Here is a 14,872-nt window from a genome sequence, read left to right on the forward strand (position 1 = left end):
AAAAGCATGCCCCTCAATTACTTTGGGTCATGCTTTTTTTGTCGTAACATGATTTACAATATATTTCTTGTGCTGTTTTCGCCAAACATACATCGAATGGACCAACTAATATACTTCTTTCTTTCGGCAACTTTACAAAAGCGACGAGTTCTTCTTCATATTGAATTTTTTTCTGACATGAAATACATATTAATTCTTTTCTTTTGAACATTTCTTTTAGCATACCTTCACTCCCCCATCATCTATCTATATTAATATACTCTCATAACAGTTAAGACTTGTAAAAAAATGACACATTCCGAATCGAATGATTCATATACTATGTACAAAAGGAGGTCTAAAGCTTATGCGTGCTTTCGTTATTATCGCTTTAACTTTTTTAAGTGTGATTAGTTGGGATGCGTTTTTTAAAGATAAAAGTGATGAAAAGAATACAACGGAATAAAACCCTTTTTTTCTTACTTATTGGACAAACCGTTACAAACTGTCCAATAAGTAAGAAATAACTTAGGCTTTTCTACAAAAATATTTAAACATAACATTTTTTGTAGATTCCCTCCGTTTATTGTCGGTTTCCATCCGCATACATTTTTTAAAAGTATGATATAATAGTATAAATCTTGAAGGAAGGGATTTTGATATCATGATCGCTCGAAGGAGCATGTGGCATCGTATTGACGAATCATACACGTAGCGTATTTTTCAGCTCAGATACTTTAGTCTAGCGAAAAAAATACGAGAGTGGGGAAATTATGATTGCCCGAAGGATAATTTGGCAAAAAAAAGACTCTTCTTACACATAGCGTTTTGTTTAGGACTTAATTGTTACTAGCTAAACAAAACAAAGAAGAGCAGGATTGCTAAATGACGAATCCTACTCCACGTTTTGTTTAGTCGTTTTAAGACTTAAACTAAAACGAAGGTAGGGAGAATTGATGGACGAGAGGATTATTCGTTATTTCTTCAGCGACATATAGCGTAGTTAGTTTTTTTCGTAAACTAACTGAAAGCTACATGTGAGCTCGTAGTTAGTTTACAACACAAAAAGGACTACTAACTACGGAAAGAAGGAATAACGATGAGGAACATCCAAAGTCGACAAATTATTAAAGAAGTTTTTATGGTTTTAATCGGTTCATTTATTTTAGCAGCAGCGCTATATCACATTCACTTCCAAAACCACTTAACAGAAGGTGGCTTTGTAGGTATCGCACTATTCATCCAAAATTTTTATGATATTTCACCATCTATTTCAACTGTAATAATGGATATCCCAATTATTCTACTATGTGCTTCATTGTTAGGTAGAAAAATGGTTGGCTATTCATTCTTAGGTTCAATTTCATTCGGAGTATTTTATTCTCTTATGGAAAATTATTCTCCATTTACGGTCGATTTATCAAACAATTTATTTATAGCTGCAGTAGTTGGCGGTGCGTTAGCTGGTATTGGACTCGGTTTTATATTGCGATTTGGCGGTGCAACCGGTGGAGACGATATTTTAACAATTGTATTAAGTAAAAAAACACGTTTTACAATTGGGCAAATTTTCTTCGTCTTTGACGCGATTGTTCTTGCGCTTTCATTATATTATTTAAATTGGACAGAAATTGCTTTTACTATTCTTTCAATTGCCGTACAGGCAAAAACATTGGATTTAATTTATTATCCAAAAGCAGAAGAAAAGCAACCAGTATCTATTCCAATGTCCAAAAAGCATGCAACAAATTAAAAAAGCGAAAGGCTTCGGCCTCTCGCTTTTTTTATGCTCTTTTTTCTTTCTCGACTATGTGACGCACTTGATAAAATCTATTTGCAAATTCAGTAACGTTTCTTGTTAAACGATAATTCACTGTAGATCCAATTGCCATTCCAATTACCGGTATACCTTGGAATAATTTACGACGAAGAGCATAAATCAAAAATGTCTTCAAAATTTGTTTTAACACAACCTCAGTAGAAGCTGTTTGTAGCACTGCTTCGTCTCCTTCGTAGAAGAACGAATCTTCTTGTTCCAGCTCTTGCAATAAATTGTACCATGCGTATTGCTGAAGTCTTCCTGGTAGTAATGATGCATGAAACACCTTTAACGCAAGCATCATTTCATACGGCTTGTTCACATCATGTCCAAATGATGTGGCAATAAGTTGGACTGCCTTCACATTTAACGCGATCATAACCGGAAAATCCGCCGTTAATAATAATAAACCTCCAGCACCTGTTGCCCCGCCTTGTACAAATGAATATAGACGATGACGTGCTGTTTGCTGCTCTGCTATGTATGTTAATTGATCAATAGATAATGCTTTCAAATCTTCAAGCTGTTCAATCGATTCATCAAATAATCTTGATGTTCCTAAAATCCGATTACGTGCATCTAACTGTGCTTGTGAACTTTGAATAAATGCATGCAAATGAAAGAGCCATCCATCTGCTTTCGTGAAGAATTCTTTTCGCTTTTTCTCAGGTAATTTCGCAACTGCAGTATGTAACCATTTATCAAACACTTTTTGAAAATCGGTCGCTTCTTGCTCAACTAATTGCGCTTCCCATTCTTTTATATTGTCTAAAATGGCTTGTTCTCGCTTCGATCGCATCGTAACAACCACCTCGTTCGATTTTTTTCTATTGTAACATATTTCTGCTTATTCTTTACAAATATGCTTGTATATCTCTTTTCACATACCCTTTATAAGCGACATAAAATAATAGCAAAAAGGATGAGTTGCATCACATGAATCTATCCAATCTAAAACAAAATTATAACGCAGTATTCAGCTTAGGACAAAACTGCTGGCCTGCTTGGGCATTATATCAATTCGAATTATCACCTTTTTTTGGCGTTATTGATTTTATGCTAAGCCCCTCATTAGAAAAAGTGAATGTATTATTACAAAATCGATTTGACCGCTTTTTAAATTTCGAAAATTTATCCTTCATCTCATTTTGGGATGATGGTGCAAAATTAAGACTCCGTGATAATCTATATGAAATCGACTCTTGCCACGACTTTAAAACAGATGTAAACACACCAGCTTCTTGGCCTTCTTATACAGAAATTAAGTTAAACTATGAACATCGTATTAATCGTTTTCTAGCTACAATTGAAACAGCAGCATCCATATTATTTATTCGAACTGGAGGAACATATGAAGAAGCATGTTCCCTAGAACAAATTTTATCTCAAATCGTTACACATACATTCTCTGTCCTATTACTCATTCCTGAAGATGTACCAACCATCACCCAAGAAGATTGGGGATTACAAAATATTTGCGTTATAAAATGCCCTATTATGGATGTATACCAATACAATGAAGCATTTTGGAAAGACTTATTTGATGGAATTACAGTTAGACCGCACACTTAAATACACGATACTTTTATCACACCATACATTATAATCGTCCTTATACAAAACAAATAAGGAGTGATTGTATATGTATCCACGTGCAAAAGCTTTCGGTCTTGCTGTACATCAAGATCGCCTTCTCGTACAAGAATATTATACAGAAGGCGAAATATATTATCGTCCTCTTGGCGGTTCAATTGAACTTGGTGAAAAATCAGCACATACTGTTATTCGGGAGTTTAAAGAAGAGCTTCATACGGAGATAGAAATCACCAATTATTTAGGTTGTTTAGAAAATGTCTTTCATCTAGATCGAGAAATTGCTCATGAAATCATTCAACTATATTCTTTACGTTTATTAGACACGTCACTATATGAAATGGAAAAAGTGAATATACAAGATGAGCAAACAATATCGTATGCGAAATGGATTCCTATTACGGCATTCATTCAGAAAGAAAAAACATTATATCCGGATGGAGTTTTAAAATACATCCAAAAGAAAAAAGACGAAATCCTATAGGATCTCGTCTTTCTTTTCATATATTAACCAATATCTCCAAGACGTAGTACGTCACGAGCGATCATAACTTCTTCGTCAGTTGGAATTACGATAATTTTTACTGGAGAGTGTGGGAAGCTGATGAATGCTTCTTCACCGAATACGTTATTACGTTTTGCATCGAAGTATACGCCCATGTACTCAAGGCCTTCTAATACGCGCTCACGAATAATCGCACTGTTTTCACCTACACCAGCTGTGAAGATGATTGCGTCTACACCTTTCATACGAGCAGTGTAAGAACCGATGTATTTGTGGATACGGCTTACGAATACATCAAGTGCTACTTTCGCACGGTGGTCGCCTTCTTCTTCTTTCGCAATGATGTCACGTAGGTCACTAGAGTATCCAGTAAGACCTAACATACCACTTTTCTTGTTTAATACGTTAACTACTTCTTCTACTGTTTGGCCTGTTTTTTCCATGATGTATGGAATTAACGCAGGGTCAAGGTTACCAGAACGTGTACCCATTGTTACACCAGCAAGTGGAGTGAAGCCCATAGAAGTATCGATAGATTTACCGCCTTCTACTGCTGCGATACTTGCACCGTTACCTAAGTGACAAGAAAGTAAGCTTAAGCTTTCAATTGGACGACCTAATAATTCAGCCGCACGCTCAGTTACATATTTATGAGAAGTTCCGTGGAAACCGTATTTACGGATGCCGAATTTTTCATAGTACTCATATGGTAAGCTGTATAGGAATGCAGATTCCGGCATTGTTTGGTGGAATGCTGTATCGAATACTGCTACTGCTGGTACGTTTGGTAATACTTCTTGGAATGCTTTAATACCAACAACGTTTGCTGGGTTATGAAGTGGCGCTAAATCGCTTAATTCTTCGATATCAGCTAATACTTCATCAGTAATTAAAACAGAGTCAGCAAATTTTTCGCCGCCGTGAACAACACGGTGACCGATACCGCCAATCTCATCTAGAGATTTAACGATTCCGTTTTCAGTTAATTTTTTAAGAAGCATATTAACTGCTACTGCGTGATCTGGAATGTTTGTAATTTCTTTTTGTTTTTCGCCATCTACAGTAATAGTGAAGATACTATCTTCTAAACCGATACGTTCTACTAAACCTTTTGTTAATACTGTTTCACTTGGCATTTCAAATAATTGGAATTTTAAGGAAGAGCTTCCTGCGTTAATCGCGATGATTTTTGACATCTAGTCTTTCGCCCCTTTTTCTCTTGGTAGTTGTGTGGATGTTTCCACAAACCGCTCGATTTTATCTGATCAAATTCACCAAATATGAAAACGTTTCATCATTAGCAAATTTTATACTCACGATTTTAATTTAAACATCGTCCGACATATATTTCAAGTGAAAAAATTGTAACACCAAGAAAAAATATATATTACAGATTTCAAAAAAATTCAGTTAAATCTTGTATATATTTAAAAATATGACATATTATATAAAACTGTACTACATAAATCACTAATACTGTTACATATACCTAGCTTTATTTATGTGTTGCAAACCAAGTATTTAATTGATCCATAATGTCTTCCATTGCCTTCATGTTAGAGAATTTAGGCAATTCCACTAATAATGCCTGTTTTGGCATTGTTACATTAGCGCCTTTCTTTTGGAGAACAAATATACTTTTTGCATTTTTCTCGTTTTTAAACATGGAAACAGGAAGCTGTAATAACCCTTGAATAAAGCATGTTTCTTTAATAAATGCATGTAATTTTGGTGCCTGGTCACTTTCAAAAATGAAGTTTGGTACTAAGAAGAATAAGTACCCGCCCTCTTTCGTATGTTTCACACTTTGTTCAATAAATAAGTGATGGGCATACGACATTCCTTCATCTGCTTTTAATTTATATTCACTTGCACCGATTTCGTTTGGATAATAACCAACCGGTAAGTCTGAAACGACTGCATCAACTGGATCGATATAAAGTGGTGCTAGTCCATCTTGATGGAAGAATTCGATTGCATGCTTTTGTAAATTTGCATTTACTAAAGCAAGTTTAATTAGCACTTCATCCACTTCTACACCAAATCCACTCATTGTTAGTCCTTCTTTGGCGCTATTAAACACTGTAGTCATTAAATTTCCTGTTCCAATTGCAGGATCTAAAACTGTGATCTCGTTTTGACCTTGCATAAATTTATGGAATAAGTAACTCATGAACATACCAACTGCATCAGGTGTCATTTCGTGATTCGCTTGTACGCCTTCTTTCATTCCTTTTAAGATGGCTAACTGAAATGCTTTACGAATTTCTTCACCTTTATATGTTTCTTCATTAAACGTACTATATTCACGATTCAGCCTTTCAATTGCTGATTCGGATAATTCCTCTTGTAAAATCGCTCCCTCAAACAAGTTATCACCTGTTTCTACAAGCGCCTCTAAATATGTTACATCTAATTCTTTACGTAAAACTACCGCAGAAGAATCAAAAATAGAAAATAATGTTTCTACTGTCTGACTCACGTACATTCCTCCTTCTCTCTTTTACACATAACTTATATCATACCACAAAGTGATTTTTTCCAAAAAGAAAAAGCGACCTCCTGTAAAGAGCTCCCCTTTAGTTATATGTGATATAACGTTTTTTCTCATATATCGATGCCGTTACAGAGCAATATATGAGAAAAAACGACCTCTTTATAAGAGGTCATTTTCTTCACATTACTTCGCAGATTTAGCTGCTTCTAATGCTGCTTCATAGTTTGGATGGCTTGTACCTTCGCTTACGTACTCTACGTAAACTACTTTGTCATTGCTATCTACTACGAATACTGCACGAGCAAGTAAACGAAGTTCTTTCATTACTAAGCCGTAAGCTTCACCGAATGAAAGGTCACGGTGGTCAGAAAGTGTTACAACATTTTCTAAACCGTTTGCTGCACACCAGCGTTTTTGAGCGAATGGTAAATCAGCGCTAATTGTTAATACTTTTGCGTTTTCAATACCTGCTGCATCTTGGTTAAAACGACGTGTTTGTGCATCACACACACCTGTGTCGATTGAAGGTACAACACTAATTAATTTCACTTCGCCTTTGTATGTTTCTAAACTTACTGGAGATAAGTCGTTTGCTAATACTTGGAAGTTTGGCGCTTGATCGCCAACTTTAACTTCTGTTCCAACTAAAGTCATTGGATTACCTTTAAAAGTTACGTTTGCCACTTGAAAATCCTCCCTTATTTAAACAAAATATGTACAATGTAAATGATAGTTTGTCCCTATCGATAATGCAAATAAAATCGCTTTATTTACAAAAAAATTAAAGAAGCTAACCTATTGATTAGCTTCTTTATTCTTTAAATTTGAAATTCTGGATCATCTTCTTTTCGTTTATCCATCATTTCTTTCACTTTATCAACAGCTTGTGGCGCTAATTCAATTATTTTATCGATGACGTGTGTTTGTTTATCTAAATGCAATACTTTCACACCATCTCCATTTATAACAAGAAAGGCAACAGGATTAATAGAAACTCCTCCACCACTTCCCCCGCCAAATGGATGACGGCCTGAATGTTCTACTTTACCAAATTCACTTCCACCAGCAGCAAATCCGAAACTTACTTTCGAAACTGTAAGAATTACGCTTCCATCTGCCGCTTTAATTGGGTCACCAACAATTGTATTTACATCAGTCATTTGTTTTAAATGCTGCATTGCTGTTGTCATTAAACCTTGAATTGGATGGTCCATTCTATATCCCCCCTATGCTTGAACAGATTTTTCTGCCATACCAGATCTTTGTCTTCTCATAAAGACGAGTAATTTGACGCCAGTTTTTATAGCGCGGAATATACGAAAAGATGCTGTTAACTCGCATCTTGATGCAAATCCTTTCCCTTGAAAAACTGGGGTAATTTCAAATTCTGGTACGTCGACAATATGCATATATTGTCCGACAACTCCAGCAACCATACCTTTTGTCCCCCATGCATATCCAGTGACAATTCCAGTACTAGCTGCATCGCCTGCTCCAATTTGTGTATGCCATTTCCAACCATTGATTTTCACTCGTTTGAGAAAATCTTTAACAATAGTATGAACTTCTTGAAGCTTTTTTATCAGTTCACCAATGCTGTCAAGTTGCGCCATAATTTTATTATCGAGTCCGCCGTCTTCTTCAGCTTTTTCGATTTTCTGCCCTGTCTTTTTCTGCTGTTTTTCAATTCTTTCCAACACATCAAATGTATATCGAATCATCCATATTTTCACTTGAAGCAAACATTGCTTTTCCATTTCTGAATATAAAAATGTCACCTTAAGCTTTATTTTCGACAATAGTATAAACAAAATAAAAAGAAGAAGAATTATTATTCCAATTACGAGCCACTTCATACGTATCATCCTTTCACTCCGTACCCATTATCGACAACTTTATGCATCATTAAACAGAGTTCTATAAGATTGAATATAAAAATTTTTCTAAAAATAAAAAGGTGTTTTGACAATTTATATCGAAATATATTATTTGAACATATCATCAAGGAACAGACTCTAATGATATGTAGCACGAAAAACAGAAAATTTAACTGCAGTGGAGGGATACATAATGGCAGATCGTCGCAATTTATTTTTCTTTTATGGTGATGACAAAGCAACGCTCGTTGAAAAAATGAAACCAATCTATCGTATTTTAGAAGAGAATGGATTTACCATATTAGATCATCCAAAAAATGCAAACGCTATCGTCAGTGTTGGAGATGATGCAACTTTCTTACAAGCCGTTCGTAAAACTGGTTTTAGAGAAGATTGTTTATACGCAGGGATTTCTACGAAAGATGAAACTTCGTTCTACTGCGATTTCCATATTGATCACGTTGATACAGCCCTTCAAGAAATTACAAAAAATGAAATTGAAGTGCGAAAATATCCAACAATTCAGGTAGATGTAGATCATAGTACATCTTTCCATTGTTTAAATGAGTTCTCATTACGTTCTAGTATTATTAAAACATTCGTTGTAGATGTTCACGTTGATGATTTATACTTCGAAACATTTAGAGGGGACGGTTTAGTAGTTTCTACCCCAACAGGAAGTACTGCTTACAATAAATCATTGCATGGTGCAGTTGTTGACCCGCTTATCCCATGTTTCCAAGTAAGCGAACTAGCATCATTAAATAACAACACATATCGTACGCTCGGTTCACCGTTCATTTTAAATCACGAACGTACATTAACTTTAAAACTAAAACCAGACGGTAACGATTATCCTGTTATCGGCATGGATAACGAAGCGCTTAGCATTAAACAAGTAGAAAAAGCTGTTGTACGCTTAAGCGATAAACAAATTAAAACAGTTAAATTAAAAAACAATTCTTTCTGGGAAAAAGTACAAAGAACGTTTTTATAAGATTAAAATAACCGCAGAATTATGGAATTCCATAATTCTGCGGTTATTTATTTACCCCAATTGACGCGGACAATAATCTCTTACTATCCGGCCGTTATTCTTGTCAGTTTTTGTCGGTAAGTCGATATATTTTAATAATCGCTCATATATTTTTACTCATCTTTTCTATAGACAACTTGGCCATCTATTACGGTCATTTCTGCTTGCACTTCTTTTATTTCTTCTGCCTCAATTTCAAAAATATTGCGGTCTAATATTGTAAAATCTGCTTCATATCCTTTTGTAATTTGCCCTTGCTTCGCTTCTTTTCCGATTGCATAGGAACTTCCTGTTGTAAATAAAGAAACAGCCTCATAAATCGTTAATCTCTCCTCAGGCATATAGCATACACCGTCAATAAAACTTCTACGTGTAACAGCGCTATATATGCCTAAAAATGGATTCACTTGTTCAATGGGAGCATCTGAGCCACCGTTGCAGTGTAATCCTGCTTCCAATAACGTCTTCCAAGTGTACGCATAACGAAGACGACGCTCGCCTAGTTTTTCAATGACTGACGGAAAATCTGATGAAAGAAAGACTGGCTGTATATCGATAATGGCTTGCAAGTTTTTCATTCTTTCTATCAACTCTTCACGAGCAAGCTGACAATGAATAATACGGTCACGTAACCCTTTTGCTGGTGGATATAATTCGAGTGCATCAATGACATATTCAAGCGATAAATCACCGATAGTATGAATCGCAACTGGCATATGTAATTCTCGTGCTTTCTTCACTAATTCCGCAAGTTCTTCACGTGAGAAAATCGCAACCCCATTCGTTTCCTTCGCATCTTCATACGGTTCACTTAATAATGCTGTTCTTCCGCCAAAAGAACCGTCAGAGAAAATTTTCATTGCCCCAAATTCAATATAGTGTTCATTTTCATATTCTTTTCGTTCATGTGCTACTTCATGATGAACGAGCAAATGGGCTTTAAATGGCATTTCTTTTATAACGTGAGAAAACGCATTATATGTTTTTCTAAAACCACCATAATAATTTAAATCTTCCGTATGCCCGCCAACAAGTCCGTATTTCCAGCAATCTTTAATCGCTGTTTGCAGAGCTCTTTGCAAATAAGCTTCATCAATTTCTGGCTGAACGTGTTTAATTAATTCTTGCCCTTGTTCATATAAAAGCCCTGTTAACTTATTTGATGAATCCCTGCCAATTTTTCCGCCTTTTGGATCTTGCGTCGCTTCTGTTATGTTCGCTTCTTGCAGTATGTATGAATTAACCCATGTAACGTGACGACAAACTCTCTTTAATAAAATGGGATGGTCTTTCGAAATTTCATCTAAATCATGCGCGTGAACATCTTTCGTATCTGTAAAGTTATTTTCATTCCATCCTTCTCCAATAATCCAAGCGCCCTTTGGAGCTTCTTCCGCTTGCTTCTGAACGAGAGTAAGCACTTCACCATAAGATGTGCAATTTGATAAATCTAGACGAAGTAATCTCTCCCCATGTCCAATAAGGTGCATGTGGCTATCAACGAGACCTGGAATCATCGTTTTGCCTTTTAAATCGTGCAATGTAACCGCGGCATATTGGTTTTCTAACTCTTCTTTACTTCCAACATCAACGATCGTACCGTTTTCAACGTAAACTGCGTCCACTTTTTCATTTTCTTCTCTCATTGTGTAAATGGTGCCGCCATACCAAATTTCTCCCATATATCCCATCTCCTTTATTTTTTATTGTATAAAAAAAAGCACCATTTCAAAATATGGTGCTTTTCTTAAAATTACTTTTGTTCAGTAGTAGACGTTGTAACTTGCCATTCAATATTAAATTTATCTTTTACTTGTCCGTATGCTGGGCTCCAGAATGTTTCTTGAAGTGGCATGATAACTTCTCCACCTTCTTGTAACTTATCGAATACTTCTTTTGCTTTTTCTGCATTACTAATTTGAATTGCGATTGTTACTTGAGATCCGATTGCATGCTCTTGACCCGGGAATGTATCAGAAATCATAAGATCCGTATTACCAACTTTTAAAGTAGCGTGTAAAACGCGCTCTTTCGCTTCAGCTGGAACCGGGTATTCTGGATTTTCAGGCATATCACCAAAAGTTTGCATGACTTCTACTTTTGCATCTAAAGCCTCTTTATAAAACTGTACAGCTTCTTGCCCACTGCCATCTAAAACTAAGTACGGATTAATACCTAAAATCATACGGACACCTCTTTTTTTAGTTTATAAAATAGAACTTGTGTTCGGTTTTATTTTATCATTGTTTTGCATTTCATTCAACTATTTACTTCACTGTTTTCAAAATTATTTTGACGGAATCTCCATCTCTTGTTTTCTAAGTTCAATACGGCGAATTTTTCCAGAAATCGTTTTTGGTAGTTCATCTACAAATTCAATTTTGCGAGGGTATTTATATGGTGCAGTGAGTTCTTTGACGTGTTGTTGGAGTGTTGGAATTAATGTTTCTTCGTTCTTTTCTATATTCTCTCTTAATACGATAAATGCCTTCACGACACTTCCACGAATTTCATCAGGACTTGCGACAACTGCACATTCTCTTACGTACGGATGTTTTACAAGAGCATCCTCTACTTCAAATGGCCCGATTGTATAACCAGAACTAATAATGATATCATCACCGCGCCCTTCAAACCAGAAGTAGCCGTCTTCATCTTTCTTCGCTTTATCACCTGTAATATAATAATCACCGCGAAATTGCATCGCTGTACGTTCATTGTCTTTGTAATATTGTTTAAAGAGGGCCGGCGTTTCAATGTGAACTGCAATATCACCAACTTCGCCTACTTTAACTGGAGTACCTTCCTCATTTACGATATCGACGTGGTTACCTGGCGTTGGTTTCCCCATTGATCCTGGTCTAATATCCATCCCTTTCATTACACCAACAAGTAATGTATTTTCCGTTTGCCCATAGCCGTCTCTTACTGTAATATGAAAGTGCTTTTGGAACGTTTCAATGACTTCTCTATTTAACGGCTCTCCTGCGGATACAGCGCTATGTAATGCCTCTAAATTGTACTGGCTTAAATCTTCTACCTTTGCCATTAATCTATACTCAGTCGGTGTACAACAAAGCACATTCACCTTATTATCGTCTAATAAATTCAGGTACGTTTTCGGTTCAAACTTACCGTGATATACAAATCCTGTTGCCCCTGATCCTAGCGTTGCTAAAAACGGGCTCCAAATCCACTTTTGCCAGCCTGGACTAGCTGTTGCCCATACAATATCATTCTCTTCAATTCCGAGCCAATTTGGAGCGCTCGTACGTAAATGAGCGTATGCCCACGCATGTGTATGAACGACACCTTTTGGATTTCCTGTCGTTCCTGACGTGTAAGATAAAAAGACCATATCTTCTTTATCTGTCTTCGCCATTTCTAACATGTCACTCTCTGTTTCTAACGCTGTTTTCAAATTAACCCATCCATCTACTGATTGCTCGCTCAGGACAAATTTTCGAAGAGATTCCATCGCTTTTATATCATCAAATTGCCTAATATACGGCTCATAACTTACTATCGCTTTTACTTCTCCATGTCCAATTCGATATTCTATATCTTTTTTACGTAACATTTCCGAGCTTGGAATTACGACAAATCCTGCTTTAATAGCAGCAATATACGTCATGTACGCTTCAATTAAACGCGGCATCATAATGAGAAGCTTGTCCCCTTTTTGCAAACCACTTTTTATAAAAGCGTTTCCAATTTTATTCGCACCTTGCATTAATTCAGCGTATGTAACTTCCCTTCGATTCCCTTTATCATCTTGCCAAATTAAAGCTAACTTCCCTTTATCACCCGTATATTTCTCTATTTCAGAAACTAAATTATAAGACGGTGGCGCCAACAATTCTTCTCGCTTCATAAAATATCCTCCCTTTTCTTTATGCCTCCTTTATATAATAAAGAATTTTCTGTTAATTTTGAACCCTCTTCTTTTGACAAATTTTTCAGTTCTGTCGAATTAGCAAACGAAATTACATCGACTTACCCACAAATAGCGACACAACACAAAAAAGAAAGAGCGGGAGAACCCGCTCTTTCTAAGCCATCATATGGGATTATTTTTGGTAACCGCCTAATTGTTGCTCAGCTAGTGAAACTAGACGTTTAGTGATTTCACCACCAACAGAACCGTTAGCGCGAGCTGTTGCATCAGCTCCAAGTTGAACACCAAACTCTTGAGCGATTTCGTATTTCATTTGGTCTAATGCTGATTCAGCACCAGGAACCGCTAATTTATTTGTGCTACGTGACATGTTATATCACCTCCTTGTGAGTATAGAGTGTGATAAATAACATGACTTCATACACGTTTTAGATATGGTAATTTATGGTTTTAGAAAAGTTCTTCAAATTTTTCTTCTTCCGCCACTACTTCTACCGTTTGTAATACCATTGTTTCTTTGTTCCCTACAGCTTCATCGATTAATGGCGTGAAATCGTATTTCGCTTCAAAACGATTTGCTTTTTCACGTTTCGGCTTTGTCGCTGGGCTTGCTGGTGTGAATACAGTACAGCAATCTTCATATGGACGAATTGAAATATCATATGTGCCGATTTCTTCAGCGATTTTAATAATCTCTAATTTATCCATCGTAATAAGCGGACGAATAACTGGGTAGTTTGTTACTTCGTTAATCGTATGCATACTATCTAACGTTTGGCTTGCTACTTGTCCAAGACTTTCACCAGTCGTAATTGCAAGTGCGTTACGCTCCTCAGCAATACGTTCTGTAATACGCATCATCATACGGCGCATAACCGTCATTGAATAGCTAGATGGGATTTCTTTATTAATCGTTTTTTGCACTTCTGTAAACGGAACAAGGTGAAGCGTTACTCGTTTACAATACTTCGTTAACTCTTGCGCTAAATCGATTACTTTTTGTTTTGCACGCTCACTTGTGAAAGGTGGACTATGGAAGTGAACTGCTTCCACAGATACGCCGCGTTTCATCGTTAAGTACGCTGCTACTGGGCTATCAATACCACCAGAAAGAAGTACCATTACTTTTCCGCCAACGCCAACTGGTAAACCGCCAGCTCCCATACGCTCATCGCACATGATATAGCTATAGCCACTGCGGATCTCTACGCGTACATTTACATCTGGATTATGAACATCTACTGTAATATCTTCTGTGTTTTCTAGAATATGTCCGCCAATCTCAGGTAATAATTCCATCGTTCTCATTGGGAAATGCTTATAAGAACGGTGTACAGTAATTTTAAATGTTTTCACATCACCTTTTACTTGTAAGAAAGCTGCTAATGCACCTTCTTTAATGTCTTCTAATTCTGATGGTACTTTCATCGCTAAGTTAAATTTATGAATACCGAATACATCCTTCAATCTTTCAGAGACTGCTTCATGATCTTCACCATTTAACTGGATGTACATACGATCATGTGTTGCATCGATTTTAATATTTGGGAATTTTTTCAGTTTGAACTTCACGTTATCTTTTAATGTGCTTACAAACTTAGAACGGTTCTTACCTTTTGTCGTCATTTCTCCATAACGCACTAAAATATATTCATATTTCAACATAAT

The 14,872-nt window shown here is 36.2% G+C and carries 16 protein-coding genes; 4 read left to right on the top strand and 12 right to left on the bottom strand.

From position 1 onward, the window contains the following. Nucleotides 1–13 precede the first annotated feature (13 nt). On the bottom strand, nt 14–223 hold the full coding sequence (locus BAQ53_RS21915; RefSeq protein ID WP_000910674.1) for a hypothetical protein: 210 nt from the start codon (nt 221–223) through the stop codon (nt 14–16). 855 nt (nt 224–1,078) lie between these two features. Between BAQ53_RS21915 and BAQ53_RS21920 the strand changes: the two genes are divergently transcribed. Continuing rightward, nucleotides 1,079–1,732 carry a YitT family protein gene (locus BAQ53_RS21920; protein WP_001244525.1) on the top strand — a complete coding sequence of 218 codons (654 nt, stop codon included), beginning with the start codon at nt 1,079–1,081 and terminating at the stop codon, nt 1,730–1,732. A 31-nt stretch (nt 1,733–1,763) separates the two neighbouring features. On the opposite strand, the gene BAQ53_RS21925 is transcribed toward BAQ53_RS21920, so the two are convergent. Then, nucleotides 1,764–2,597, bottom strand: coding sequence for an EcsC family protein (locus BAQ53_RS21925; RefSeq protein WP_208906234.1), 834 nt, complete (start codon nt 2,595–2,597; stop codon nt 1,764–1,766). Between the two features lie 137 nt (nt 2,598–2,734). Between BAQ53_RS21925 and BAQ53_RS21930 the strand changes: the two genes are divergently transcribed. Together BAQ53_RS21930 and BAQ53_RS21935 are read left to right on the top strand one after the other, a co-directional pair. After that, nucleotides 2,735–3,370 (top strand): DUF1796 family putative cysteine peptidase, encoded by a 636-nt coding sequence (locus BAQ53_RS21930; protein ID WP_001054295.1) that lies wholly within the window; start codon nt 2,735–2,737, stop codon nt 3,368–3,370. A 70-nt stretch (nt 3,371–3,440) separates the two neighbouring features. Then, nucleotides 3,441–3,875, top strand: coding sequence for an NUDIX hydrolase (locus BAQ53_RS21935; protein ID WP_000283502.1), 435 nt, complete (start codon nt 3,441–3,443; stop codon nt 3,873–3,875). 23 nt (nt 3,876–3,898) lie between these two features. Here BAQ53_RS21935 and ackA read toward each other — a convergent pair whose 3' ends face one another. From ackA to BAQ53_RS21960, 5 genes are all read right to left on the bottom strand, one after another. Next, nucleotides 3,899–5,092: an acetate kinase gene (gene ackA / locus BAQ53_RS21940; RefSeq protein ID WP_000034575.1), complete on the bottom strand. Its 1,194-nt coding sequence runs from the start codon at nt 5,090–5,092 to the stop codon at nt 3,899–3,901. 299 nt (nt 5,093–5,391) lie between these two features. Next, a complete protein-coding gene (locus BAQ53_RS21945) occupies nt 5,392–6,378 on the bottom strand; it encodes a class I SAM-dependent methyltransferase (protein WP_000084367.1) in 987 nt (328 codons plus the stop codon). Between the two features lie 198 nt (nt 6,379–6,576). Continuing rightward, on the bottom strand, nt 6,577–7,077 hold the full coding sequence (tpx, locus tag BAQ53_RS21950) for a thiol peroxidase (protein WP_000024529.1): 501 nt from the start codon (nt 7,075–7,077) through the stop codon (nt 6,577–6,579). Nucleotides 7,078–7,211: 134 nt separating this feature from the next. Next, nucleotides 7,212–7,607 carry a GerW family sporulation protein gene (gene ytfJ / locus BAQ53_RS21955; protein ID WP_000350003.1) on the bottom strand — a complete coding sequence of 132 codons (396 nt, stop codon included), beginning with the start codon at nt 7,605–7,607 and terminating at the stop codon, nt 7,212–7,214. Between the two features lie 12 nt (nt 7,608–7,619). After that, nucleotides 7,620–8,258: a DUF2953 domain-containing protein gene (locus tag BAQ53_RS21960; RefSeq protein WP_002164202.1), complete on the bottom strand. Its 639-nt coding sequence runs from the start codon at nt 8,256–8,258 to the stop codon at nt 7,620–7,622. A gap of 205 nt (nt 8,259–8,463) precedes the next feature. On the opposite strand from BAQ53_RS21960, the gene BAQ53_RS21965 reads away from it, so the two are divergent. Beyond that, the gene (locus tag BAQ53_RS21965; protein WP_000785185.1) at nt 8,464–9,267 is read left to right on the top strand and encodes an NAD kinase; all 804 of its coding nucleotides are present in this window, start codon (nt 8,464–8,466) and stop codon (nt 9,265–9,267) included. Between the two features lie 152 nt (nt 9,268–9,419). Here BAQ53_RS21965 and BAQ53_RS21970 read toward each other — a convergent pair whose 3' ends face one another. The 5 genes from BAQ53_RS21970 to thiI all read right to left on the bottom strand — a co-directional run bounded on the left by BAQ53_RS21970 (nt 9,420) and on the right by thiI (nt 14,869). Beyond that, on the bottom strand, nt 9,420–10,988 hold the full coding sequence (locus BAQ53_RS21970; RefSeq protein WP_208906235.1) for an amidohydrolase: 1,569 nt from the start codon (nt 10,986–10,988) through the stop codon (nt 9,420–9,422). Nucleotides 10,989–11,059: 71 nt separating this feature from the next. Continuing rightward, entirely contained in the window at nt 11,060–11,491 is a 432-nt protein-coding gene (locus tag BAQ53_RS21975; protein WP_000600361.1) for a VOC family protein, read from the bottom strand. A 102-nt stretch (nt 11,492–11,593) separates the two neighbouring features. Beyond that, nucleotides 11,594–13,180, bottom strand: a complete 1,587-nt coding sequence (gene mbcS / locus BAQ53_RS21980) for an acyl-CoA synthetase MbcS (protein WP_000817776.1) — start codon at nt 13,178–13,180, stop codon at nt 11,594–11,596. 196 nt (nt 13,181–13,376) lie between these two features. Beyond that, nucleotides 13,377–13,574, bottom strand: a complete 198-nt coding sequence (locus tag BAQ53_RS21985) for an alpha/beta-type small acid-soluble spore protein (protein ID WP_000091640.1) — start codon at nt 13,572–13,574, stop codon at nt 13,377–13,379. Nucleotides 13,575–13,654: 80 nt separating this feature from the next. Further along, entirely contained in the window at nt 13,655–14,869 is a 1,215-nt protein-coding gene (gene thiI / locus BAQ53_RS21990) for a tRNA uracil 4-sulfurtransferase ThiI (protein ID WP_074593284.1), read from the bottom strand. Nucleotides 14,870–14,872 lie beyond the last annotated feature (3 nt).

The organism is Bacillus sp. B25(2016b), from assembly GCF_001679765.1.
Taxonomy (GTDB): domain Bacteria; phylum Bacillota; class Bacilli; order Bacillales; family Bacillaceae_G; genus Bacillus_A; species Bacillus_A thuringiensis_K.